Genomic DNA, 26,676 nt, shown 5'->3' with positions numbered 1-26,676 from the left:
AGGGGACTTCAATGAAAACGTTTAAAGACTATGAGTACAACCGTCCACATGTTGCGGGGATGAAAGAGCAACAATTAGCGCTCGTCGACCAATTTAAAAAAGCGCAATCGATGGACGAACAAAGTAGCATCATTGAAAAATTAAATGCAATCAGTAATGACTTTGCTACAATGGCTAACTTAGTGTATATTCGCGCATCGATTGATACAAACGATGAATTTTATCAAGCAGAGCGCGACTATTTCGATGAAGTTAGTCCTGAGCTAGAAGAAGTAACAACGGAGTATTATAAAGCATTGATTGCCTCACCTTTCCGTGAGCAACTAGAAGAAAAATGGGGTCAACAATTATTCGATCTCGCTAACTATCAAATTAAAGGGTTCTCACCAGACGTCATTGATTTGATGCAAAAAGAAAATAAGCTAGCTTCTGAGTATAATAAGCTTGTAGCATCTGCACAAATCGAATTTAATGGTGAGACTTTAACACTTGCTCAGCTTGGACCGTTTGCAGAGTCTACAGATAGAGCTACGCGTAAAGAAGCAACAAATGCACGCTTTGGTTTCTTTGCGGAGCATGACGATGAATTTGATCGCTTATACGATGAACTTGTAAAAGTACGCCATGAAATTGCAGTTAAACTTGGCTATAACAACTATGTTGAGCTTGGTTATATTCGAATGAATCGTATTGATTATAACGCAGAGATGGTGAAGAAATTCCGTGATCAAGTTCGCGACTTAATTGTTCCTGTAGCGACAAAGCTGTATGAGCGTCAGGCGAAGCGTATTGGGATTGACGATTTAAAATTCTATGATGAAGCACTGAACTTTTTATCAGGCAATGCGACGCCAAAGGGTGATCCAGAATGGATTGTGGCGAATGGTAAAAAGATGTATGAGGAGCTATCACCTGAAACGGGAGAGTTTTTCAATTTCATGATTGATCATGACCTTATGGACCTAGTGGCCAAGAAAGGAAAAGAGAGTGGCGGGTATTGTACATTTATCGAAAACTATCATTCTCCGTACATTTTCTCGAACTTTAACGGTACTTCAGGTGACATCGATGTGTTAACACATGAAGCCGGACATGCCTTCCAAGTTTATTCAAGCCGTAACATCGGCATTCCTGAATACTTATGGCCAACTTACGAATCTTGTGAAATCCACTCGATGAGTATGGAGTTTTTCACATGGCCATGGATGGAGCTATTCTTTAAAGAAGATACAGAAAAATATAAATTTACACATTTAAGTAGTGGTCTTTTATTCTTACCATATGGTGTTGCAGTTGATGAATTCCAACATATTATTTATGAAAATCCTACAATGACACCAGCTGAGCGTAAGGCAGCATGGAAGAAAATTGAGGAAACATATTTGCCACATCGTGACTATGATCACAATAGCTACCTCGAAGCAGGTGGAATTTGGCAACGTCAGGGTCATATTTATGCTAGTCCGTTCTACTATATTGATTACACGCTAGCACAAATTTGTGCCTTCCAATTCTGGAAGCGTTCACGTGAAGACTTTGAGGCGGCTTGGAAAGACTATATTCATCTATGTGGTTTAGGTGGCTCCATGTCATTTACAAAGCTTGTAAAAGAGGCAGGCTTAATTTCACCATTTGAAGATGGCTGTGTCGAATCAGTTATTGGTGAAATTGAGGCATACCTAAATTCTGTAGACGATTCCTCGCTATAACAAATACTGAAATTCGCTACACTTCCACGACTAGTATAGTGGAAGTGAGCGAATTTTTTAGTTTGTTGGAAGGGAGCTTTTTAAGTAAACGCGAAAATCTAGTAGTAAATTCGCACAGAAAAAATTGATTGAGTCAAAACATACTAGGATACTTGCGAAATGGTTAATATATCAGTAGTATCTTGAGTAACGGCGATAAAAGGAAGTGAATGAAAGTGACGAGGAAGGTTTGGTTTCAAGTAGGTGTAGGGATATTACTTACACTATTAATTATTAAATATTTTATAGAAATTCATTGGATTTTTTCACCACTAGTTATCATATTAAAAGCCATTTTTATCCCTTTACTACTTGGGGGTGTCTTTTATTATGTGACTGAACCAATTCAGAGATTTTTAGAAAAGCGTAAATTTCCTAGATGGGCAAGCATATTGACGATTGTGTTCGGCCTCATAGGAATTGCAGGGGTTTTTGGCTGGATTATTGGGAACCCGATTGCCGAGCAGGTCAATAAATTAGTGAAGAATGCCCCTATGATTAGTTCAAGTATTAGTACGAGTATTCAGCAATTAACAGACTATGTACTGCTCAATAAAGATAACTTCCCACAGCAGGTAAATGATGTAATTGAAAAAATGGCGAACTCTGTGCAAGATGTTGCAATGGTGGCGAGTAAAGGGTTTATTTCCTTTTTACAATCCATAGTGTCTGTATCATTACTAGCTGTTTTAATTCCATTCTTCTTTATTTTTATGTTGAAGGATCATGAGAAATTTGCACCATCTATTTATAAATATTTCAGTGGCGAACGTCAGCAATGGGTAAAGAAAACATTAAGTGAAATTGATGATGTTTTACGTAGTTATATTCAGGGCCAACTGCAAATTAGTTTTTTATTAGCGCTTATTATGTATGTGGGTTACTTAATTATTGGATTAGAATATTCGTTACTATTAGTAATATTTGCATTCTTTATGAATATGATTCCATTTATTGGGCCTTGGATTGCATTTACGCCAGCCCTAATCGTAGCGGTTATTCAGGATCCTATTTTAGTTGTTTGGGTATCCGTTGTGACGCTTGTTGCTCAACAAATTGATAGCAACTTTATTACACCTAACGTGATGGGGAAATCGCTCGATATCCATCCACTAACTGTTATTACAATTATTCTCGCAGCAGGTAATATTGCAGGCTTTATAGGAATTATTATCGCTGTACCATTTTATGCAGTATTGAAAGTTATCGTATCCAATATTTATGATCAACGTAATGCAATCAAGAAAAAAGCGACGAAATCAGTATAGGAGTCGAAACAATGGAACAAGAAATTGTAAAGGTATTTAATGAACAGCATGAGGAAATTGGGACAGCTACACGGTCGGAAGTACATGAAAAAGGGCTTTGGCATGAGACATTTCATTGCTGGCTTGTCAATGAGGACTATATTTATTTTCAAGTACGAAGCTCACAGAAAAAGGATTATCCAGGTTTACTCGATATTACAGCAGCTGGCCATCTTTTAGCTGTTGAAACAGTGGAATCAGGTATACGAGAAGTAAAAGAAGAATTAGGGCTCCAAATAGATGTCCAAGATGTTGTCAAAATGGGCATGACCTCTTGTAGTATCGTTTCTGAAAATATGATTGATAATGAATTTTGCCATGTCTACATATATCCTTTCGAGCATGATTGGAATTCCTTTGCTTTACAATATGAGGAAGTATCAGGTGTAGTAAGAGCAAGACTGAATGAGGCCGAAGCTTTCTTCTTGGGAGAAACGACAACTCTGAATATTGAAGGATACGAATACTTCCCTGATGGTCAACGTGTGAAAATTGTCAGACCAGTTGGAACGGCACAATTTGTTCCTTATCGTGAATTGTATGTTGCACATGTGATCAAATTTGCGCGTGAGAAAATATTTAATCAAACATCCTAATTTGGGTAGGATAAGCTAGAAAATAGCTTATCCTATTTTCTTTGTAAAAATGATGAGAATGTACACAATATAACAGGAAAAAATAAGTTATACTGTTAGATAGATTGTAAAGAAAAGGAGCATTTTTTATATGCTAACATTTGAACAAAAACAAGCAATTATTGAATCATTTTCTGAACTAACGAAAAAGGAAATATCATTAAAACGCTTAAATTATCACTTTATGGACAGTCTTTATGAAAAGACAATTGTAGTTGAAAAGCTACATCCGAATGGCAATGGCTTTATCTTTGTTGGAGATTTATTGCGCTATGAGCAAGAGGCTAATAAAGGATTAGTAAATATCCGTGATTATGATGAGCAACAACTTCGTGAGATTATTGCGGATGCTATTCAATATCTATCTGAAGAGGTAGAGACGGAAGAACCGATTATCGAGATTTGGCATAGTCGAGAGGGTGATCAATTACAGCTAGTATTTGAACAACGTTCTTGGAATGTCTACCATGGGGAAAATCTTGAAGAGGCGTTTGGTACGTATGATGCAGCAAAAGAATATTTGCTAGAAGAAGGCTTTCGTAAAAAGAAATAATAAATACGGGGGATTATCATAAAATGAACGGGAAAAAACTAGTGGGAATTGTTATTGTTGTTGTGATTGTGGCTTGTTTACTATCAGTTTTTACTATAACTAATTTTTATAAAAACCATGAGGAACAACCAAATCGTGAAAATCGCGAAATGAATAAGTCAAAGAGCTTGAATTTAATTTTGCCACAGGCTACAATTATCTCGAATTCAAGATAATCGAGAGGTGGACTGTCAATGAAACATATTTTTTATAAAGGTACAGACGAAACAAAACCAACTCTATTGTTGTTACATGGCACGGGTGGTAATGAAGAAAGCTTAATTGGACTTGCCAAGGAAATTGATGATACAGCCAATATATTAAGTGTACGAGGCAATGTACTAGAACATGGAATGCCAAGGTTTTTCCGTCGACTAGCGGAAGGTGTCTTTGATATAGAGGATTTAATCATTCGTACAAAGGAACTGAATGAATTTTTGAACGAGGCGTCACAGCAATATGGCTTTGATCGTCAACGAATTGTAGCCGTCGGTTATTCAAATGGCGCTAATATTGCGGCTAGCTTATTATTCCACTACGAGGACGTTTTAGCAGGGGCTATATTACATCATCCAATGGTGCCGAGACGAGGGATAGAGCTACCTAAGCTATCTGCTACCCCTGTTTTTATAGGTGCAGGTACCAATGATCCAATGTGTACAGCACAAGAATCAGAGGATTTAGAGGCTCTTTTAAGTTCAGCGGGTGCGACTGTGACGACGAACTGGTTTGATTTTGGACATCAGCTAACGATTCCTGAAGTTCACGCAGCAAAAGAGTGGTATAACAGTATTTATGCATAGAGAAAAAATCCGCTTCCTTGAACAAGGAGGCGGATTTTTTATTATTTATTTTTCTTTGCGAAAGGAAGCCACCAGTTCCAATCACCAAATAGTTTCATGAGACTTGGTACTAGCATAAGACGAATGATTGTGGCATCAATAGCAACAGCAATGGCTATACCAACACCAATTTGTTTCACAGGCATGACATCTGTGAAGGCAAACGCTCCTGTAATAACAATCATAATGAGCGCTGCTGAAGTAATAATCCGACTTGTGGATGTCAGTCCCTCTATTGTAGCGTGTGTATTGTTGGCGCCTTTTAAATATTCCTCTTGGATACGAGAAATTAAAAAGACTTCGTAGTCCATACTTAAGCCAAAAACAAGACAGAAAACAATAACTGGGATAATCAATACAATTGATCCTGCCTCAATGCCAAAATGTCCGTATTGGAAAATATAGACGAGTATTCCGAAGGCAGAGGAAAGCCCAATAATGTTCATAATAATGGCCTTTAATGGAATTAATACTGAACGGAATGCCAGCATTAAAATAAAGAAAGTGGACACGATGATTATGGCTATCGCTAAAACAATTTTATTAGCGATCTCATCAAATATCTCTTGGTTAAATTTTGCAGGTCCTCCAAGCGCAAAGTGTACACCTAAATCTTTATCCATCCAAGTTCGTGCAAATTTTTGGGCAGTAGTGGAAGAGCCAGCTGCATCAATGGTAATTGGGATGAATAGTTTTGTATCTTTTGAAAAGGTTTGAATAACCGGTTTTAATTGCTCCGCCACCTGTGGGATTGCTAAAGAAGCAGAGAGTTCCTTAGGTGTTGGAATGTTTGTTGCTGTATAGATAGTTGAAACATTGGTAACGAGTGGATCTTTTAATAACTTTTCTTGAATAGTATAAATCAGCTCTCTAGCTTCAGAATCCTCCCAGCCTTCTTTACGTTCAGCTAACAAATATAAAGTAGATGTTTCACCGAGTCTAAACGTTTCATCTAATTTATCGTACGCTACACGTGCATCATATTTTGTCGGTAGGGAATCTACCTGAGGAATTGTTAATTGGATGTCCTTTAATGGAAGCATTCCGATACCAAGTATTAATAATGCAGCGATTACGATAGCTACTGGATGTTTCATGACAAAGCCTGCAAAGCTCCGCCAACGATTTGCGCCACCTGGTTTAACACGTAGTAGACGCCATTTATTGAGTCGGTCGCCCAAAAGCATCATCGTTGCAGGGAGTAAGGTTAAGCCGGAAAGAACAGCTAATAGAACTACTATGGTGCCTCCTAGAGCGATATTATGGAATATTTCAACATCAATGACGATCATGGCACCTAAACCAATCATGACACATACTGCAGAAAAGATGATGGAGCGTCCTGCTGTCTGGGTGGCAGTTTGAATAGCTTGTGCAATGGATGTGTGAGCACGCTCTTCACGGTAACGATTAATGAACAATAGTGCGAAATCAATACTTAAAGCAAGACCAAGCATTGGAACAATATTTAAAACGAAAATGGATAGATTCATGCTACCGCTAAGTAATGTCATAATACCAAAGGCGGTTACAACTGTAACAACCCCAATGATAATTGGCAAAATAGAAGCAATAACCGTACCAAAAGCCAATAATAGGACGATAATGGCGATAGGTAAACCAATGGCCTCAGCAGATGCTAAATCCTTTTGGCTGGCTGTATTAATGTCAGCAGAAATAACTGGTCCACCCGTAATATGAACTCCGTCTTCTTCAATTAATGAACGGATATCCTCAACGATTTCAGAAAGGTTTTCAGCATCGTTTTTTAAATGGACCATAGCATAGGCAATCCCATCTTTACGTAAAGAAGCGTCCTCTAAAGGTGACTGGATGGAATGTATTTCTTTTATGTGATCGAGTTTATTTAAAGTTTCTTCAATTTTCTTATCCTGAGCTGGATCGAACACAACCAAGATTGTATTGGTTGGTATATCGAATGTTTTTGCTAGCTCTTTTGTGACATAGTTATGATCCGCTTCAACAAAAAAGCCATCCCCTTGAAGTTTACCGGGAAGCTGTAAAGCAAAATAAGCCATTGCTAGGAAAATAATAATCCACAGGGCTACGATTGCTTTTGCATGTGTGGTAATAAAAGTTGAAAAAGTTTTCATAGTTGTTTATGTATCCCCCTTTTCCATTAGTTTAAAGGATGTGTCACATTTTGTCGTGTGACAAAGTAAAGACTCCTGTCTATTTATTAGACAGGAGCCTTGTTATTAAAAGAATAATGATAGGACGAAATAAATAATGGATGCCATTACGGCTGAAATAGGCATTGTAATAACCCAAGTAGTAACAATCTTGCGGGCCATTCCCCAGTTAACGCCACGTACACGCTGTGCAGAACCAACACCCATAATCGATGAAGAAATAACATGTGTTGTAGATACAGGTAGATGGATTAATGTCGCACCAAAAATAACTGTTGCTGACGCTAAGTCTGCCGCTACCCCATTAACAGGGCGAATTTTCATAATTTTACCGCCAACGGTTTTAATAATTTTATAACCACCAATAGATGTACCTAGACCCATAGCTGTGGCAGCAGCAGCACGTACCCAGAAAGGTATTTCATCACCGCTATGCAATCCTCCAGCGATTAAAGCCATTGTCATAATCCCCATTGCTTTTTGCGCATCGTTCGTACCGTGTGTGAACGATTGAATGGCTGCGGTGAAGATTTGCATCGTACGGAAACCTTTATTAGTTCGATATAAGTTAAGGTTTTTAAACCATAATTTAAATAGTGTCATCATAATAAAACCAGCACAAATAGCCAGTATTGGAGAAAACACTAAGGCCATAAGGATTTTAGTAAAGCCGCCATAGTTTAATACATCGAAGCCAGCAGATGCGACAGCAGCACCTGCGATAGAGCCAATCAATGTGTGGGAAGAACTTGATGGAATACCGAAATACCATGTAAGTAAATTCCAAATAATAGCTGAAATTAGTGCGGCCAAAATAACGACTGAGCCGGTTGTGTCTCCTTCAAAGGCATTTAAAGAAAACGGATCTACAATGTCTTTTGTTAAAGCTTTAGCAACCCCTACAAAAGTGATAGCGCCGATAAAGTTCATGGTTGCGGCCATGATGATCGCTACACGAGGTGGCAATGCTCGAGTGGAAACCGAAGTTGCAATAGCATTTGCAGTATCGTGGAAGCCGTTGATAAAGTCAAATGTTAGGGCAAAGATGACGACCAGTACGGTTAGTATAATGATTGTATTCATTGTAAAGTGCCCATCTCCTAATTATGCGTTACGCATGATAATTGTTTCCATAGTATTAGCTACGTTTTGACAATGATCAGCGATATCTTCAAGTTGTTCATATATATCTTTAAATTTAATGAGGCGAATCGGATCTTTTTCGTTTAAAAACAGTTGTTTAATGGAAGAACGTTGTACTTCATCACATTCACGTTCATAGTCTTTAATTAGAATAGCGTGAGGACGCATACCAATTAGATTCTTTTTCTTTAACTCTTCAGTTGCTTTGACAATTTCATCCACACTTTTAGAAATATAGCCTAGGAAAGTGCGCATGGATTCATCAATTTCTGTGAGTGAAAACATTTCAAAATGGGCAATACAATGTTCTGTACCATCTAAAATATCATCCATACGAATGGCAAACTCTAAAATATCTTCACGCTCAATAGGTGTCATAAATGATTTGTTTAGCATTACGATCAGTTCGTGAATGAGCTTATCGCCAGCAGTTTCGTAATTTTTCATTGTAATGCTAATCTCTTTTAGGTCAGCTACACTGTTAATACGAAAATCATTTGCGTAATGCACAGCCTCTCTCATATTTTCAGCAATTTTATGCAATGCAATAAAGAAAGGGTCTTGTTTTTTTGAGTTAAGCATGTAAATCGAATCCTCCTGGATATAAATAAATTAATCGACCTCTAAACTTTACTATCATAACAAAATCTTTAATTTATCTACATAAAAATTTTATATTCGACATAAAAATTTACATTGCTGTAATATACAATTCGTTCACAAAATAAAGGGGGATTAAACTGTAATTGTTATTAATAGTACAGATAAATCCTTTGTTATTAGGTTTTTTACTGACATTCACACGTGTTTAGCACAGAATTATGTGTGATTTACAATGAAAATCAGTGAAAATAATACTTGAATTGTAAAGGGAATGTAAACTCAATTTGTTTTAGAAGGAGTCTCTCCTTATTCTTAAGAATATCTTCATTTTTATCCTTCCTCTTTATTAAGAATTGTTTTCTACAATGGGAAATGAGTGAGAAAGGAGTGTTTATTAACAAATGATTCAAGTTGAAAACTTACAACATACATTTTTAATTGGAAAAAAGGGGAAAGAAAAGCAGGTTCCCGTTTTAAAAGGCGTGAACTTTGAGGTCAATAAAGGAGAGATTGTAGCAATTGTCGGAAAAAGTGGCTCTGGAAAGTCAACTTTATTACAAGTTTTAGCTGGATTTATGAAGGTTGAGCAGGGTTCTATTAAAGTGAATGGTAAAGAAACAGCACAGCTAAATGAAACAGAAAGCGCCGCATTTCGCTTGAGACAATTCGGTTTTATCTTTCAAAACTTTCAACTAATGCCTGGCTTGACGGCATTCGAAAATATTGAGTTACCCTTGAAGCTACAAGGATTGCGCAAAGCAATGAGAAAAGAAAAAGTGAAAAAAATAATGGACAAGGTTGGTCTAACAGAAGTCGCCGATCATTATCCAAATGAATTATCAGGTGGGCAGCAACAGCGTGTCAGTATTGCAAGAGCGCTCATTACGAATCCTCCTGTGTTGCTGGCAGATGAGCCAACAGGAAGTTTGGATTCAGAAACAGAGCAAGATATTTTGATGCTTATTCAAAGTTTAAACCAAGAGTTTGGGTTAACCTTTGTCATTATTACTCATGATGAAGAAGTAGCGACAATCGCACATAGACGCTTCCGTATGTATGATGGCGAATTGGTAAAGGAGGAAGCTTAATATGTTATTTAAAGACCAAATAGATTTTGTCACGCAGCATATCAAGAAAAATAAATTACGTGTTTTTATGACGGTTCTAGCTGCAACGATGGGCTGTGCTTTCCTTATCGTACTAGCATCCGTCGGTTTTGGATTACAGGAATCTCTACGTAATGAAATCCTTTCAAATGAAACAGTTACGAAAATTCAAGTGTATGGGGATAAGCAATTTACAGAAGATCAGGTCCAAGAAATTAAAAGGATAGATCATGTGGAAACAGTACTTGAAACGGTGGGCATGAATGCCTCTGTACATTCCTTCTTAAGTGATCGTGATTCAACTTCTAGTTTAATTTTGAACGATATGAAGGATTTTGAGCAGGTGAATGGCAAGCTTGCAGAAGGTGTATATCCATCAAAGCCAAATGAAATAGTGGTCGGCTATCATTTTGCACAAACATTATTGAATGAGGCCGATCGCAATGTGATTAAAGAAAAAAGCAAAAAGGCTGAGGCAGATGGTACCTATTATAATGGAAGTGATGAAGGCTATAAAAAATCATTAATTGGACAGAACATTAACATATCACTATTGCCTAACACTGGTAACAATGAGGAAACAGAAAAAATGACCTATACAATTGTTGGTGTCATGGAGCAACCTTCGTATGATTGGATGATTGATAATACTATTCATATGGACATAGCACAAAAGCCAGCATTAGTTGAGAATTTTTCCGCTCTTGGAGATACAACCGAGGAGGAATTGTTTTACTCAGAATTCAATATTTTTGCTGATACTTTGGAAAACGTGAAGCCAATTTTAGAAAAACTAAAAGATAATGGCTACAGTGTCTATTCAGTGACGGAGCAATTAGATCAAATGAATGTATTTTTCTTAGTATTAAAAATCGGTTTGATTTTTGTTGGTACGATTGCGGTGCTCATTGCTTCCATCGGTATTTTCAATACGATGACAATGGCGGTGACAGAGCGAACTCGTGAAATAGGTGTATTAAAAGCGATCGGTGCGAGTCCAAAACTGATCCAACGTTTATTTTTAATGGAAAGTACGTTTATTGGGCTTTTAGGAACCTTCATTGCGGTTATCATTTCATACGCCATTAGTTTTGCGGCAAATGCAGTGCTGCCGTTGATTCTAAAAGCAGCCACAGGAGAAGATGCATTTGCTACAAATGATATTACATTCTCTCTTATTCCATGGCAGCTAGTCGTTATTGCAGCAGGTATTAGTATTGGAGTAGCAATGATCTCAGGTTATCGTCCTGCTCGTAAGGCGACGAAAATTGATGTCATCCATGCTTTACGACAAGAGCTATAATAAGGTTGGCTTGCCTTAGACTGTAGACAAAACCATCGAGAAGTTTTCATTCTCGATGGTTTTTGTTCTTTATTGGTGAATAACTACACCAGATAGGCTAGTAGCTGTTCAAAAGTAAACATGAACAGAGTGGATATTTTCTCTCGACTATCCATCATGAAAAGCATCAGCTTCGTAAAACAAAAAAGACTATAGCCACACTCAAAATTTTGAGCTTGTCTATAGTCGGATGACCCTTTTTGGTATGTTATAAATACTCTTTTAACTCCGTTTGTAAAAATGGTGTTGCATGTAATAAATTTAAGAAAGCATCATAGTTGGCACGTTGCTCTATACTTGCTTTTTTTCCTGTTCGGTATGCTCGGATTAAAATATTTTTAGGCGTATTTTCCATATCAATAAATTCAAGAAGCTGTGCTTCATAGCCTACAAGGGACAAGATTTCGGCCCGAATGGAATCGGTAGCAAGGGCGGCGAAACGCTCTCGGATAAGACCGTGTTGTAACATAATGTCCAATGAAGGGGTATTTAGTTGACGATTCAATTCATGTTGGCAACAAGGAACACTTAATATAACGCTTGCGCCCCATTTCACGGCACGGGCTAAAGCCATATCTGTGGCAACATCGCACGCATGCAGTGTTACGACCATGTCTACAGCGGATTCCTCATTATAATCATTAATATCTCCTACAAGAAATTCAAGCTGGTCATAGCCTAGGTCTTGTGCTATTCTTGAACACTCTTCAATAACTTCCTTTTTTAGATCTAGGCCTGTTACACGTATATCTAGACCTTTTTCGATTTTTAAATAATGATACAAAGCAAACGTTAAATACGATTTGCCTGATCCGAAATCTAAAATACGAACTTGCCGATTTTTTGGTAAGTAGGATAAAGCATCGTCAATAAATTCAATAAAGCGATTAATTTGCTTAAATTTATCGTATTTTTGTTTTTTAACTTTTCCATCCTCTGTTTGCACGCCAAGCCGGATTAAAAACGGATAAGGTTGATCATCCGAAAGTAAGTAATTCTTTTTACGATTATGTGCCAAATTAACTTGCTTAGGTGTACCGGATTGATCGGATTTCCAAAGTACTTTATTCTTTTTGGATAATTGGACTTGTACTTTTTCATCAATAAAATCAACATGGGCTTGGCGATAATCTTCGAATATAGTCTCCAGCTTAGCGGGAAATTCGGTCAATTGAATATTTTCATGTTTTAAAATTCGTTCATATTGGTATTCAATTTGTATATGATAACTGTTCTTTAACATTAAAGGCTTCAACTTCATGCGTTTAACTTCATTAGATTTCATGCGAGGTTGACTTATTGTCGCAGTAACTAGCTGTTGCTGTAAAATTCTTTCTATGAGATGAGCTTTCATTTCTTCAAATGTCATACATTTTCGCCTACTTTATTGTGTAATAGATGGCACTAGTTTAACACATTTTATAACGAACAATGTTTTTGAAAAAAATTTCACAAAAATTCTGTGTAATTATAGGTAGAATTGTATGTTCATGGTATCTTTATGTGTATAGTATTTCTTTATGAATTGGTGATACTAAAGACTGAATAGGAGGAAAAAGTATGTCAGATAATATGTATCAATTATTAGCAATTATTATTTATATGGTCGCCATGCTAGCGATAGGTTGGTATGCATTCGTTAAAACATCCAATTTAACAGACTATATGCTTGGTGGTCGTTCCTTAGGTCCGGCTGTAACGGCTCTAAGTGCAGGTGCGGCGGACATGTCTGGCTGGCTTTTAATGGGCTTACCTGGTGCTATTTTTTTATCAGGTCTTGTTGAGGCTTGGATTGCCATTGGGTTAACTGTAGGTGCTTATTTAAACTGGTTATTAGTAGCACCACGGCTACGCGTTTATACACAGGTTACCAATGATTCCATTACAATACCGAGTTATTTGGACAATCGATTACGCGATCATACGAAGTTAATAAGAATTGCTTCAGGTATCATTATTTTATTATTTTTCACATTTTATGTTTCTTCCGGGATGGTAGCAGGGGGCAAATTTTTCGATAGCTCATTTGGTTATGACTATCATACAGGTTTGTTAATTGTTTCGGCAGTAGTAGTAGCCTATACATTGTTCGGTGGATTTTTAGCAGTAAGTTATACCGATTTTTTACAAGGACTTATCATGTTTATAGCACTTATTGCTGTACCGCTATTCGGTCTTTTTGTAACAGGTGGGATAGGGGATACAATTACTTCTATTAAAGCAGTTAGCCCAGATCTGCTAAACATGTTACCTGCCACTGCAACAGCAGCCGGTATTATCTCCTCACTTGCCTGGGGATTAGGCTATTTTGGGCAGCCACATATTATTGTACGCTTTATGGCCATCAGCTCTGTAAAGGAAACAAAGCAGGCTCGTCGTATTGGTATTGGCTGGATGATGTTAAGTTTATTTGGCGCCATTGGGACAGCGTTAGTAGGGGTAGCTTATTATGAACAAAATGCAGGTGAGCTAAAAGACGCTGAAACAGTATTTATTGTACTTGGACAAATTTTATTCCATCCATTTATAGCTGGAATTATGCTAGCGGCCATTTTAGCTGCTGTTATGAGTACCATTTCATCGCAATTAATCGTTACCTCTTCGGCACTTGTAGAGGATATTTATAAAGCACTGTTTAACAAAACAGCAACCGATAAGCATTATGTTTTTGTAGGGCGTATGGCTGTATTAGTTGTTGCGATTATTGCAGCAATTTTAGCCTGGAATCCAGATAGCTCGATCTTAAGTTTAGTTGGTTTTGCATGGGCAGGATTCGGTGCAGCATTTGGGCCAGTCATTTTACTTTCTTTATATTGGAGAAAGTTAACGAATTACGGAGCTTTAAGTGGAATGGTAACGGGTGCTGCAACAGCATTTATTTGGGGGAAAGTTGAATCATTATCAAGTGCCCTATATGAAATTGTGCCAGGCTTCTTTGTATGTTTAATCGTTGCGGTTATTGTTAGTCTATTGACGTATAGACATAATGAAGAAATTGAAGAAGAGTTTAACCGTTCGGAAGTATTATTAAAAGAAGAAAGAAAATAAGTGAAATGCGCCTTTTCTAAGAGGCGCATTTTTTGAAACGTTTTTCATAACGTTCGAACATACGGACAGGTGTAATTTATGGTAAGATGGAGAAAATTTGTCGTAGGGTCACCAAGGCTTTGGTGGGAGGTTTCTAATGGATAGAATTAAGGAAGTTGATGTATTAATTGAAAAGGCCATTCTTGTTGGCGTAAATTTACGGAATGATGCGCACTTTGATTATTCAATGGAAGAGCTTCGAAATTTAACAGAGGCTCTCAATGTGGAGGTTGTAGGGGTAGTTACGCAAAATTTAGAGCGCGTGACACCTTCCCATTATGTTGGTACAGGTAAAATAGAAGAAATCAAAAATTTCTATGAAGAAGCACAAGCAAATCTCGTTATTTTTAATGATGAGCTATCACCGTCGCAAATTCGTAATTTAGAGCGTGATCTAGCAACAAAAGTTATTGATCGAACAATGCTTATTTTAGATATTTTTGGCCGACGTGCGAAAACACGGGAGGCACAAATGCAGGTAGAACTAGCACAGCTTCAATATATGCTCCCACGCTTAGTGGGCTTACATGCCTCTTTAAGCCGTCAGGGTGGAGGTACAGGTGGTGGCTTTAAAAACCGAGGTGCTGGGGAAACAAAGCTAGAATTGGATCGTCGAAAAATTGAAGATCAAATAGCGAAAATCAAAAAGGATCTAGAGCAGGTCAAAGATCAACGAGAAACGCAGCGGAAACAGCGTCGAAAAAATGCCCTTCCGGTAGTATCTATTGTCGGCTATACGAATGCTGGTAAGTCAACGATTATGAATCAGTTGCTGGCAGAGATAGGACAAGAAGAGCATAAACAAGTCTTTGAGAAGGATATGCTTTTTGCTACGCTTGAAACCTCAGTTCGTCAGATAGAGCTACCTGATAAAAAGACATTTTTATTAACGGACACAGTTGGATTTGTAAGCAAATTGCCTCACCATCTAGTAAAAGCGTTCCGCTCCACATTAGAAGAGGCAAGAGATGCAGATCTTTTATTACATGTCGTAGATGTTTCTAATTCAGAGCATGGTTTTATGATGGACGTTACAAATGAAACATTAAAAGCGGTAGGAGTTGAAGGTATCCCAACCATCTATGTTTACAATAAAGCTGATCTTGCCCAAGTGCCTTACCCTGTTGTAAGTGGGGATAATATTTGGGTTTCAGCAAAACAAGGGGTAGGGTTAGAAGAATTAATTCAATTAGTTCGTCAACACATTTTCTCTGATTATGTGACATGTGAAATGCTCGTACCTTATGACCAAGGGAATATTGTTTCTTATTTAAATGAACATGCCTCTGTTTCTAATACAGCATACGAAGAAGGCGGTACTTTATTATCGCTTGAAGTTAAAGAAGCAGATTATGCAAAATATCAGCAATACGTTGTAAATTAATAAAATGAAAAAATAATAAAAAGCATGCCAAAAAGATTTTGGCATGCTTTTTGTTATTAAGGGGAATATAGAATCTAGAACAACAGCATGTACGTATTTTAATAATTTTTAGAAAAAATAGTTTAAATTTGGATAAAAAGTTATAAATCTGAATTTTAAATATTTTAGAATAATTTAATGTTCAGAAAACAAGTTTGTGCTACGGAAGTGTGAGAAAACTTAGATATATCAAAGGATTTAATAATTATCAAAATGAACAATCAGAATTTAAAGAAAAATGATAAATTTTCAACATTTTTTAAAACTCTTGCTAAAGTTAAAAAAACACTTTAGTATGATGAAACACAGTTTTTTAATCCTTATTTTAGGGTAATAATGTTTTTTTAAGAGAATATTTTTAATTGGGAGAGGGTATTGTATGTCTAGTAAAGATGAAGTTGTAAAATCTGTCCCTCAAAATGGCTTTGTTGGACACCCTAAAGGGCTCTTTACTTTGTTTTTCACAGAATTTTGGGAACGTTTCTCGTATTACGGTATGCGAGCAATTCTCATCTTCTTTATGTATTACGAATTGAATCAGGGTGGATTAGGTCTAGACCGCGGTACAGCGAACTCTATTATGGCCATTTATGGTTCCCTTGTTTATATGTCAGGTATTATAGGTGGATGGATTGCCGACCGAGTATTAGGAACACGTAGAACTATTTTTTATGGTGGCGTGTTAATTATGATTGGTCACTTATTGCTAGCACTGCCTGGCGGTGTAACGATGCTATTTGCTTCAATGGCATTTATCGTAATGGGGACTGGGTTATTAAAACCAAACGTTTCAAGTATTGTTGGGGATATTTACGCTGAAACAGATAGCCGTCGTGATGCAGGCTTCTCTATTTTCTATATGGGTATTAATATGGGGGCATTCATTGCACCATTTATTGTCGGAACAATTGGACAAAAGTATAGCTTCCACTTAGGCTTTGGTTTAGCCGGTTTAGGGATGTTCATTGGGCTAATTGTTTATAAATTAACAGAGAAAAAATACTTAGGCTTAGCGGGTTTACAAGTTAATAACCCATTAAAGCCTGAAGAACGTAAAAAAGTCTTTGCGCAATTTGGTATTGTTGCTTTACTTATTATTATTCTTGGTGCTATTGGTATTAAAACGGGTACTTTAACAATGAATGTATTCAGTTTAATCATTACAGCTCTAGGTGTATTAATTCCAACAGTCTTCTTTATTTATATGTATCGTAGTGAAAAGACAACAAAAGATGAAAAATCTCGACTTCTTGCCTATATTCCATTATTCTTGTCAGCCGTTATGTTTTGGGCGATTCAAGAACAAGGGGCAACAATTCTGGCTACGTATGCAGACGAACGTACACAACTAAGTATTGGTAGCATTCAGCTTCAATCTTCGTGGTTCCAGTCATTAAACCCGCTATTTGTTATAACAATGGCACCATTATTTGCGATGTTATGGCTTAAATGGGGAGACAAGCAGCCAACTACGCCACGTAAGTTTTCATACGCCTTATTCTTTGCAGGTTTATCATTCCTTGTCATGATGATTCCAGCACATTTATCTGGTGGAGAAACATTAGTTAGTCCTTGGTGGTTAGTACTGTCATTCTTCTTAGTAGTTGTAGGTGAATTATTATTATCACCAGTTGGTTTATCTGCTACGACGAAATTGGCACCACAAGCATTTGCTGCACAAACAATGTCTTTATGGTTTTTAACAAGTGCGGCAGCACAAGCAATTAATGCGCAGTTAGTAAAGGTTTATGAAGTTGTAAGCGAATTCACATACTTTGGCTTCTTAGGATCGCTTTCAATTGTCATTGGTATATTATTGTTAGTTTTATCGCCGATTATTTCAAAGGCAATGAAAGGTATTAACTAAATTAAAGATGTAAATACAGTCCGGATAATGGGCTGTATTTACATCTTTTTTTGTTATCTAAATTAATGTCTATTTATGAAGTCTAGCGCGAAATATATTATCTTAAGTAGTAATTTTATTGAGTATGGGTATAAGTTTCTATGTAGAAGATCATTATTTTCGCTATAATAATCATAATTATAAGAAAATTTTAAGGGGTTGGATGTTATGAAAGAAGAATTGGACCGTTTGAGGTCAAGATTAATGGAGATTTTTACGTATTTACACGCCAATCCGGAAATTAGCTGGCATGAGGTAGAAACAACCAATTATATAGTAGATTTATTAACTGAAGAAGGATTTTCGCCAATTCGTTTTAAAAATTCTACAGGTCTTTATGTGGATGTGGGTCATGGTAGTCCTAAAGTAGGTTTACGCACAGATATAGACGCATTATGGCAGGAGGTTGATGGCCATTTCCGTGCCAACCATTCCTGTGGGCATGATGGACATATGACAATGGCTATTGGTGCACTCTTATTATTAAAAGAACAACAGCCATCATTTAATGGTACAATCCGTGTCATTTTCCAACCGGCTGAAGAAAAAGGGACAGGAGCATTAGCGGTCTTAGAAGAAGGGGTAATTGATGAGCTCGACTATTTATTTGGAGTTCATGTAAGACCAGTCCATGAGCTAGAGGATGGTACATACTGTGCTGCCTTGTATCATGGTGCCTCTCGTTTACTTGAAGGGGAGATTATTGGGGAAGATGCACATGCTGCAAGGCCACACCTTGGCATTAATGCAATCGAAGTAGGGGCTACCATCATTGAGGATTTACGAACCATTCATACCGATCCAATGGTACCTGTTTCGGTGAAGATGACAAAGTTTCATGCAGGGGGAGAATCAGGAAATATTATACCTGGAAATGCCTCATTTACGATTGATATTCGAGCCCAACAAAATAATGTTATGGACGATTTAGCGCAAGGGGTCAAACGTGTTATTGATTCGTCTAAGTTATTGCATAAGGTGCAGATTGAATTACGTACTGTTGCCAATATTGTAGCAGCAGAAGTTGATACGAGTGCACAATATATTATGGAACAAGCAATTATACAAGCTGCTGGATTATCAAATTTAAGAAAGCCGGTACACACACCTGGTGGAGAGGATTTTCATCATTATGCGGTAAAACGACCACACTTAAAAACAACAATGTTGGGTTTAGGGTGTGGGTTATCACCAGGGTTACACCATCCGAAAATGAAGTTTAAACAAGCAAGACTTGTTACTGGCGTGGAGATTCTTACGAGAGCAGTCTTGTTAGCATTGGAATCAACGGATACAAAGGAGGCGTCAGCATAATGTTAGAGCAAGTGCATATTCGCAAAGTAATGACACCTATAGAAATTGGAGAGGTCCAAAAGTTGAATGCTGAAATATGGGGAAGCCAAGCAATTCCCTCTCACCAATTACTAGCAGTTGTACAAAATGGCGGATTAGTTTTAGGTGCTTATTTAGAAGAAAAGCTAATTGGCTTCAACTATTGCTTTGTAGGTTCTCATGATAGAGAAATATACTTACATTCACACATGATTGGTGTAAAAAAAGCATATCGTGAACAAGGTGTAGGTGAGTTATTAAAGCATGCTCAGCAAGAATACGCAAAAGAAAATGGATTTCAGCTGGTTCGTTGGTTATTTGAGCCTCTGGAGGTGAGTTTAGCAAATTTAGCATTTTTAAAGCTAAATGCTATGAGTTATCAATACGAAAATGATTATTACGGCGCTCTTCAAGATGACTTTAATGAAGGATTGCCATCAGATAGGCTGGTTGTAGAGTGGTGGATAGAGCGTGAACAAATGGCGGATAGCCTTGACGAACTAGAAGAGATCGCAGATGAAATCGTACCGTGGACACTAACTGTCGATGGCTTGCCTGTCCTAGACATAGATAATACATTTCAAATGGAGGAATCCTTTCATCAGGATGCCTATCTATTACCGATTCCTCAATATTTGCAGAAAGTGAAAGTTGAAAGTCCTAAACTAGCTGAGGACTGGCGCTATAAAATTAGAAAGATCTTAACAACATTATTCAATCAAGACTATGCCATTGTACGCGTCAAGAAGCACCCAGAATATGTCCATAGCTATCTGTTAGTCAGACGCTCCTTATTAGCCTTATAATTATAATAGGGAGTGAAGTTTGTGAAAATAGAAAAGATGACGTTAAGACATATTAAAATGCCGATGAAAGCACCATTTACAACAAGCTTTGGCACAATCGATGAAAAGGAACTGTTATTAATAGAAGCACAAGATGAATCTGGGATTACTGGATGGGGAGAAACGGTAGCTTTTGTAGCGCCTTGGTATACAGAGGAGACTTTAAAGACGACATGGCATATGCTGAAAGATTTTCTAATACCTCTCTTGCTACATAAAGAGGTTGGGCATCCAGATGAGGTGACTACATTGTTTGCTCCTATTCGCAGAAATTGCATGGCGAAAGCTTCGATAGAAGGTACGATATGGGATATTTATTCCCAGCAAACAAAGCAATCACTCGCAAGGGCTTTAGGAGGGCAAAAACAACGAATTGAAGTTGGGGTCAGCGTAGGTATTCAAGCTTCAACAGCTCAATTAATAGAAGTAATAAAAAGCCATATGGAAAAGGGCTACAAAAGGGTGAAAGTGAAAATTAAGCCTGGCTATGATGTAGAAGTGGTGCGTGCAATCCGTGCAGAGCTACCGGATCTACCTTTAATGGTCGATGCGAACTCAGCTTATACGTTGGATGATATCGCCATATTACAGCAGCTTGATGATTACAACTTATTAATGATCGAACAGCCACTAGCTACTGATGATATTGTGGATCATGCAACCCTACAGAAAAACATAAAAACACCAATATGTTTAGATGAAAGTATCACATCGTTTGAAGATGCTCGTAAAGCAATTGAGCTAGGGAGCTGTGGTGTAATAAATATTAAAATTGGACGAGTTGGCGGTTTAACAGAGGCGAAACGAATTCATGACCTCTGCAAAGAGAATCAAATCCCCGTTTGGTGTGGAGGAATGTTAGAGGCAGGAATCGGACGAGCACATAATATTGCCTTAACTTCTCTTAGCCATTTTATGTTGCCTGGAGATACTGCTGGCTCTAGTCATTATTGGTATGAGGATATTATTAATCCAGAAGTCATCGTCAAAAATGGATACATTGATGTACCTCAAGAAATCGGCATTGGCTATACAATTAATAGGGCTGTTATTGATAAGCTAACGATTAGCAAAGAGGTCTATCAATAAAAATCATTTACGATAAAGGAAAAAACGAGGAGAGAACTGATTGAAAAAAAGCTTGCAAATCGGCGGTGCCTATGTAGGAATTATCGTTGGTGCAGGATTTGCATCTGGACAGGAAATTGTCCTCTATTTTACAAGCTATGGCTTTAAAGGGGTTTATGGTGCCCTATTAGCGATGGTTGGTTTCTCTATTGTTGGTATGTGTGTAGCCCAGGTTAGTTCAAGACTACGCACTGCATCTCATAAGGATTTAATTTATCAGATTTCTGGTAATGCTGTTGGTCTTGTATTGGATTATTTATTATCACTGTTTTTATTTGGCGTGGCTGTTATTATGTTTGCTGGTGCGGGTGCAACATTGCAGCAAATGTTTGGACTACCTATTTGGCTAGGGAGTATATGTATGATACTGCTAACAGTAGCCACCGTGATGATGGATGTTAAAAGTATCATTAATATTATTGCACTAGCAACTCCGTACTTATTAGTGATTGTTTCTATTATTGCTATCTATGCCATTGCAACGATGGATCTTACCTTTGTCGAACAAGCGGTAATTGCCCAGCAGGCGCAAATAAGCTCGAAAAGCTGGTGGTTGACTGCTTTGTTATATATGTCATTTAATATTGGAGTAAGTTTCTCATTATTAACGGTGATGTGCGGCTCGGTGCGCAATGATAAAATAGCTGGAATGGGGGGCATTATTGGCGGAATTCTATTAGGCGCTTTAATTCTGCTTATTAATTTTTCTCTTCTTGCAAAAATGAACGTTGTTATAGGACTAGATATTCCTATGCTAGCATTAGCAAATGAAATTCATCCATTAGTTGGGCTATTAATGACTTTCTCTCTATTAGGGATGATTTACAATACTGCAGTAGGGATGCTCTATTCATTTATGGTAAGATTCTTTAAGCCTAATAGACCTAGCTTTAAAGTAGCAGTTATTTTTATAGGGGTTTTAGGCTTTTTAGCAAGTCTAGCAGGATTTACGACGCTTGTAGCTAAGCTCTATGCAGTAATGGGATATGTAGGTTTGGTATTAATTATATTCATTATTTCAGCATGGTTAAGAAAAGTGAGACGAATCATATAGCGAATAAAAATGGTAATTGAGACGCGGGGGTGTTCTCAATTACCATTTTGTTTGGATAAAGAAATTGTAGAAATAGTGAATTATTTAAGGTGTGAAATTTGCCGAAAATACTAATATTTCATTAATTAGACACGTTTTCTAGTTCCTTTAAAATAAACCGAGAATAATTCTCATTTGCATGTTGACTGAGAATGAAAACATGACTATAATGGAAATCGTGAGTAATGATAATCATTTTCACTACACATTCATTACACACAAAATTGAAATCTACCGGGGATTACTATGAAAATAAGATATCTTTTAACAGCAACTGTTGTGTTGTCTATAGTATCGCTATTTATCGGAGTAGTAGATATTAAACCATTTGATCTATTAGACTTCCAATCAGAAGAAACTAGACTATTTTTAATTAGTCGTGTACCTAGACTTGTTGCTATTTTGCTAGCAGGTGCAGGTATGAGTATTGCTGGTTTAATTATGCAAAGCTTAAGTAGGAATAAGTTCGTATCACCAACGACAGCAGGTACTTTAGATGCCACTCGACTGGGTATATTGATTTCCATGATGTTTTTCACAAATGTCACGTATTTCCAGAAAATTTCCTTCGCTTTCATATTTGCTTTAGCCGGCACATTATTATTTATGCAAATATTAAATCGAATTAAGTTTAAAGATGCGATTTTTATACCGCTTATTGGCTTAATGTATGGTAATATCCTGTCTTCCGTAACAACGTTCTTTGCTTATAAGGCAAATATTATCCAAAACATTTCTGCATGGTTACAAGGAGATTTCTCATTAATCATGAAAGGCCGTTATGAACTGTTATACATAAGTGTACCAGTACTTATTTTAGCTTATATTTATGCCAATCGTTTTACAGTAGCCGGTATGGGTGAGGATTTTGCTAAAAATCTTGGTCTATCCTATAAGTTTGTGGTGAATTTAGGCTTAGTATTGGTGGCTCTTATCTCCACAACAGTGGTGCTAACAGTCGGTGTCATTCCATTCCTTGGCTTGATCATACCGAATATTATTTCACTGTTTAAAGGTGACAATTTGGCAAAAACATTGCCGCATACAGCATTACTTGGTATGTCATTCTTATTATTCTGCGATATTTTAGGACGCGTACTGATTTTCCCTTATGAGATACCAATTAGTATGACTGTTGGTGTAATTGGAAGTGCCATCTTCCTAGTCATGTTGTTTAGGGGGAGAGCATATGCGTAATCGTACAAGAATGTTCATTTTGCTGGGTCTTGCCGTGATAGCTATCTTATTGTATCTATTTTGGGAGTTGAATGGGAATTATCACTATGCTTTTCCGAGACGTGTCATAAAAGTTATAGCGATGGGGCTAACGGGTATAGCTATTGCCTATTCAACAGTGGTTTTCCAAACCATTACCCATAATCGGATTTTAACGCCAAGTGTTATGGGATTAGATGCTTTGTATATGTTGATTCAAACATGCATCTACTTTTTCTTTGGCTCTACATCTATTTTAGTTATCAATATTTACTATAATTTTACCCTTGCTATTGTATCAATGATTGTTTTCGCTTTAATTTTTTATCGAGTTTTGTTTAAAGAAGGAAAGCGACCAATATATTTCTTACTACTTGTTGGTATGATTGTCGGTACGTTCTTAGGAAGTATCACAACATTCTTCCAAGTATTGATCGATCCTAATGAATTTTTAGGCTTACAAAGTAAAATGTTTGCAAGTTTTAACAATGTTAATTCAGATTTAGTTTGGCTTGCTGGTGTAATCATTTTACTAACGTTTATATATGGTTGGCGTCATATGAATCAATTAGATGTCATGTCTTTAGGACGAGATACAGCAATTAATTTAGGTGTACCATACGATAAGCTGGTACAACGCATGTTAATTTTAGCTTCTATCTTGATTTCTGTTTCGACAGCGCTAGTTGGGCCAATTACATTCTTTGGATTAATCGTTGCGAATTTATCGTATCAGTATTTTAAAACATACAAGCACTCCGTCTTAATTGCTGGTTCTTGTGTAATGAGTATTATTGCTTTAATCGGTGGGCAGTGGATGGTTGAACGAGTATTCACTTTCAGTACTACACTAAGCGTCATTATTAATTTTGTGGGTGGAGTATACTTCATCTACTTATTATTAAGAGAAAGTAGGTCAGCAGGATGATACAAGTCAAAGAAATTACGAAGTTTTTCGGGAAAAAACCTGTCGTTCAAGATGTAAGTGTTGACATTGTTTCAGGGAAAATAACGTCTTTTATTGGACCCAATGGTGCAGGAAAGTCCACGCTACTTTCAATGGTGAGCCGTTTGCTGAATGCAGATACTGGTGAAGTACTACTCGACAAAGCAGATGTAAGACGCTGGAAATCAGATGATTTCGCCAAGCGTGTATCCATATTAAAGCAGTCTAACTTTATGAATGTCCGCTTAACGATTCGTGAGCTTGTATCCTTTGGTCGTTTCCCTTATTCAAAAGGAAATTTAAAACCCGAAGATGAAGAAAAAGTGGATGAAGCTATTCAATATATGAATTTAGAAGATATTCAACATAATTACTTAGATGAATTATCAGGCGGTCAACGTCAGCGGGCTTTTATTGCAATGGTTATTGCTCAGGATACAGAATACATCTTACTGGACGAGCCATTAAATAATTTAGATATGAAACATTCTGTTCAGATTATGAAGATTTTACGTAAGCTAGTGGATGAGTTAGGGAAAACAGTTGTAATTGTACTCCATGACATTAATTTTGCATCAGTATACTCAGATAATATTGTTGCATTAAAAGATGGCCGTGTTGTGAAAAACGGTTCTACCAACGATATTATTAACTCGGACGCGCTGAAGGAAATCTATGATATGGATATCCCTGTTCAAGAGCAGGATGGCTGCCGAATTTGTGTTTATTTTAATTCTTAGAAATAGTAACAGATGGTTTAACCATCCATTAACTATAAAATAAATTTTAAAGGAGAATTTTTAAAATGAAAAAATGGAAATTACTAACAGTATTAATGGCGATGATGCTATTAGTTTTAGCTGCTTGCGGTTCAAAAGACGAAGCAAAAGAAGAAGATAAAGGTACGTCAACTGACAAACCGGCAGAAGAACAAAACGAGGCGTCTTCAGCATATCCACTAACTATTCCAGGTAGCACAATTGAAGGTCGCGATGGTAATACTACGTTTGAAGAAGTAAAGCTTGATAAGATCCCAGAAAAAGTTGTTGTTTTTGATAATGGTTTCCTAGATACTCTAGATGCACTAGGTGTTAATCCTACTGCAGTAGTACAAGATTCATTACCATCTTACTTAAGCAAGTATAAAGATAGCACTTATGTAAACGCTGGTACTTTATTCGAGCCTGATTATGAAAAATTATCTGAAATCAACCCAGATATTATTTTCATCTCTGGTCGTGCGTCAGCAGCATATGCTGAGTTATCTAAAATTGCACCGACAGTTTACATTGGTGTAGATAACAAAAACTTCCTAGAATCATTCAAAGCTAATACAGAATTAGCTGGTAAAATCTTTGGTAAAGAAAAAGAAGCAGCAGATGCAATCTCTGCATATGAAGCAAAAGTTGAAGAAGTAAAAGGCAAAGCAACTGCATCAGAAGAGAAAGCTTTAATCGTATTAGGTAGTGAAGGCGCATTATCAGCATATGGTTCTGGTTCACGTTTCGGTGTTATTCATGATGTATTTGGTGTGAAAGCTGCTGATGAGAAAGTTAAAGTTGGCACACATGGTGATAATGTAAGTTTTGAATATGTTCGTGAAACAAACCCTGATATTCTATTTGTAGTTGACCGTGACGCTGTTGTAAATGAAAACGGTGAATCAGGTACAAAAGCTGCAATTGAAAACGAAATCGTAAGTGCAACAAACGCTGTGAAAAACGGTAAAGTATTCTACCTAGATCCAGAAGTTTGGTACCTTTCAGGTGGTGGTTTACAATCTGAAACGTTAAAAGTTGAAGATGTATTAAAGGCGTTTAACTAATATGTTTGTACAAATTAAACGTATCGTTGTGACGGAAGGGAATTCGGATAAAGTGGTGGAACGTTTTGGTGCTAATCCAAACGGACCATCATTACTTGAACAACAACCTGGTTTCATTGATAAACAGGTACTTGTTAAGAAAGTTCGCCGTGGTGATGAGGAAGTGCTAGTGATGGTTCGTTGGGAATCAGAAGAAGCATGGAAGAATTGGGAGAAGAGCCCTGAGCATATTGCTGGTCATAAGGCAAGCGCAGGTAAGCCAAAGCCTGATCATATTATTGAAAGCGGACAAGAAGTATATTATGTAAAAGGTTAATAGCCTAGAGGTGTCTCAAGCGATTGAGGCACCTTTTTGTTGTACATAAAAAAGCAGATAACAATGGAACGAAAAGGGATGCCATTGCT

The 26,676-nt window shown here is 37.1% G+C and carries 24 protein-coding genes; 20 read left to right on the top strand and 4 right to left on the bottom strand.

Features of this window, described 5'->3' with window-relative positions; all coding sequences use genetic code 11:
* The first annotated feature begins 11 nt into the window (after positions 1–11).
* The 6 genes from C9J29_RS13500 to C9J29_RS13475 all read left to right on the top strand — a co-directional run bounded on the left by C9J29_RS13500 (position 12) and on the right by C9J29_RS13475 (position 5,085).
* Positions 12–1,709, top strand: coding sequence for a M3 family oligoendopeptidase (locus C9J29_RS13500; protein WP_008175207.1), 1,698 nt, complete (start codon positions 12–14; stop codon positions 1,707–1,709).
* Between the two features lie 209 nt (positions 1,710–1,918).
* Positions 1,919–3,016 carry an AI-2E family transporter gene (locus tag C9J29_RS13495; protein ID WP_008175205.1) on the top strand — a complete coding sequence of 366 codons (1,098 nt, stop codon included), beginning with the start codon at positions 1,919–1,921 and terminating at the stop codon, positions 3,014–3,016.
* 11 nt (positions 3,017–3,027) lie between these two features.
* A complete protein-coding gene (locus tag C9J29_RS13490; protein WP_008175203.1) occupies positions 3,028–3,651 on the top strand; it encodes an NUDIX hydrolase in 624 nt (207 codons plus the stop codon).
* A 130-nt stretch (positions 3,652–3,781) separates the two neighbouring features.
* On the top strand, positions 3,782–4,243 hold the full coding sequence (locus tag C9J29_RS13485; RefSeq protein ID WP_069482882.1) for a hypothetical protein: 462 nt from the start codon (positions 3,782–3,784) through the stop codon (positions 4,241–4,243).
* 23 nt (positions 4,244–4,266) lie between these two features.
* Positions 4,267–4,458, top strand: coding sequence for a hypothetical protein (locus C9J29_RS13480; RefSeq protein ID WP_008175198.1), 192 nt, complete (start codon positions 4,267–4,269; stop codon positions 4,456–4,458).
* Between the two features lie 18 nt (positions 4,459–4,476).
* Entirely contained in the window at positions 4,477–5,085 is a 609-nt protein-coding gene (locus tag C9J29_RS13475; RefSeq protein ID WP_008175196.1) for an alpha/beta hydrolase, read from the top strand.
* A gap of 41 nt (positions 5,086–5,126) precedes the next feature.
* Here the strand turns inward: C9J29_RS13475 and C9J29_RS13470 are convergent, their stop codons facing one another.
* The 3 genes from C9J29_RS13470 to C9J29_RS13460 form a co-directional block, all read right to left on the bottom strand.
* Positions 5,127–7,238, bottom strand: coding sequence for an MMPL family transporter (locus C9J29_RS13470; protein ID WP_107922314.1), 2,112 nt, complete (start codon positions 7,236–7,238; stop codon positions 5,127–5,129).
* Between the two features lie 105 nt (positions 7,239–7,343).
* Complete coding sequence (locus C9J29_RS13465; protein WP_008175192.1) at positions 7,344–8,360, bottom strand: inorganic phosphate transporter; 1,017 nt, start codon at positions 8,358–8,360, stop codon at positions 7,344–7,346.
* 21 nt (positions 8,361–8,381) lie between these two features.
* On the bottom strand, positions 8,382–9,002 hold the full coding sequence (locus C9J29_RS13460; RefSeq protein ID WP_008175190.1) for a DUF47 domain-containing protein: 621 nt from the start codon (positions 9,000–9,002) through the stop codon (positions 8,382–8,384).
* 422 nt (positions 9,003–9,424) lie between these two features.
* Between C9J29_RS13460 and C9J29_RS13455 the strand changes: the two genes are divergently transcribed.
* Positions 9,425–10,111 (top strand): ABC transporter ATP-binding protein, encoded by a 687-nt coding sequence (locus C9J29_RS13455; RefSeq protein WP_008175188.1) that lies wholly within the window; start codon positions 9,425–9,427, stop codon positions 10,109–10,111.
* Between the two features lies 1 nt (position 10,112).
* Entirely contained in the window at positions 10,113–11,432 is a 1,320-nt protein-coding gene (locus C9J29_RS13450) for an ABC transporter permease (protein WP_107922313.1), read from the top strand.
* A 247-nt stretch (positions 11,433–11,679) separates the two neighbouring features.
* Here C9J29_RS13450 and C9J29_RS13445 read toward each other — a convergent pair whose 3' ends face one another.
* Positions 11,680–12,840 (bottom strand): class I SAM-dependent methyltransferase, encoded by a 1,161-nt coding sequence (locus C9J29_RS13445; protein WP_008175185.1) that lies wholly within the window; start codon positions 12,838–12,840, stop codon positions 11,680–11,682.
* Positions 12,841–13,031: 191 nt separating this feature from the next.
* Between C9J29_RS13445 and putP the strand changes: the two genes are divergently transcribed.
* The 12 genes from putP (at position 13,032) to C9J29_RS13385 (ending at position 26,587) form a co-directional block, all read left to right on the top strand.
* Complete coding sequence (gene putP, locus C9J29_RS13440) at positions 13,032–14,519, top strand: sodium/proline symporter PutP (protein WP_008175184.1); 1,488 nt, start codon at positions 13,032–13,034, stop codon at positions 14,517–14,519.
* 136 nt (positions 14,520–14,655) lie between these two features.
* Positions 14,656–15,942, top strand: coding sequence for a GTPase HflX (gene hflX / locus C9J29_RS13435; RefSeq protein WP_107922312.1), 1,287 nt, complete (start codon positions 14,656–14,658; stop codon positions 15,940–15,942).
* A gap of 418 nt (positions 15,943–16,360) precedes the next feature.
* Positions 16,361–17,848: a peptide MFS transporter gene (locus C9J29_RS13430; RefSeq protein ID WP_008175182.1), complete on the top strand. Its 1,488-nt coding sequence runs from the start codon at positions 16,361–16,363 to the stop codon at positions 17,846–17,848.
* A gap of 207 nt (positions 17,849–18,055) precedes the next feature.
* Entirely contained in the window at positions 18,056–19,201 is a 1,146-nt protein-coding gene (locus tag C9J29_RS13425; protein ID WP_036121158.1) for a M20 peptidase aminoacylase family protein, read from the top strand.
* Positions 19,201–20,025: a GNAT family N-acetyltransferase gene (locus C9J29_RS13420; RefSeq protein ID WP_008175180.1), complete on the top strand. Its 825-nt coding sequence runs from the start codon at positions 19,201–19,203 to the stop codon at positions 20,023–20,025. Before C9J29_RS13425 ends, C9J29_RS13420 begins: the two co-directional genes overlap by 1 nt.
* A gap of 21 nt (positions 20,026–20,046) precedes the next feature.
* The gene (gene menC, locus C9J29_RS13415; RefSeq protein WP_043989909.1) at positions 20,047–21,153 is read left to right on the top strand and encodes an o-succinylbenzoate synthase; all 1,107 of its coding nucleotides are present in this window, start codon (positions 20,047–20,049) and stop codon (positions 21,151–21,153) included.
* A gap of 40 nt (positions 21,154–21,193) precedes the next feature.
* Positions 21,194–22,246, top strand: coding sequence for a YkvI family membrane protein (locus tag C9J29_RS13410; RefSeq protein ID WP_008175178.1), 1,053 nt, complete (start codon positions 21,194–21,196; stop codon positions 22,244–22,246).
* Positions 22,247–22,531: 285 nt separating this feature from the next.
* Positions 22,532–23,482, top strand: a complete 951-nt coding sequence (locus C9J29_RS13405; RefSeq protein ID WP_089985785.1) for an ABC transporter permease — start codon at positions 22,532–22,534, stop codon at positions 23,480–23,482.
* Positions 23,475–24,428 carry an iron chelate uptake ABC transporter family permease subunit gene (locus tag C9J29_RS13400; RefSeq protein ID WP_008175176.1) on the top strand — a complete coding sequence of 318 codons (954 nt, stop codon included), beginning with the start codon at positions 23,475–23,477 and terminating at the stop codon, positions 24,426–24,428. Before C9J29_RS13405 ends, C9J29_RS13400 begins: the two co-directional genes overlap by 8 nt.
* Positions 24,425–25,186 carry an iron ABC transporter ATP-binding protein gene (locus tag C9J29_RS13395; protein WP_008175175.1) on the top strand — a complete coding sequence of 254 codons (762 nt, stop codon included), beginning with the start codon at positions 24,425–24,427 and terminating at the stop codon, positions 25,184–25,186. The genes C9J29_RS13400 and C9J29_RS13395 overlap by 4 nt, the downstream gene beginning before the upstream one ends.
* 65 nt (positions 25,187–25,251) lie before the next feature.
* Complete coding sequence (locus tag C9J29_RS13390; RefSeq protein ID WP_008175172.1) at positions 25,252–26,271, top strand: siderophore ABC transporter substrate-binding protein; 1,020 nt, start codon at positions 25,252–25,254, stop codon at positions 26,269–26,271.
* Between the two features lies 1 nt (position 26,272).
* Positions 26,273–26,587, top strand: coding sequence for an antibiotic biosynthesis monooxygenase family protein (locus C9J29_RS13385; protein WP_008175171.1), 315 nt, complete (start codon positions 26,273–26,275; stop codon positions 26,585–26,587).
* Positions 26,588–26,676: the final 89 nt, after the last annotated feature.

Origin of the sequence: Lysinibacillus fusiformis (assembly GCF_003049525.1) — a bacterium.
Classification (GTDB): Bacteria; Bacillota; Bacilli; order Bacillales_A; family Planococcaceae; genus Lysinibacillus; species Lysinibacillus fusiformis.
The sequence above is the reverse complement of the archived record's forward strand: the minus strand, read 5'-3'. Positions and strand labels throughout refer to the sequence as shown.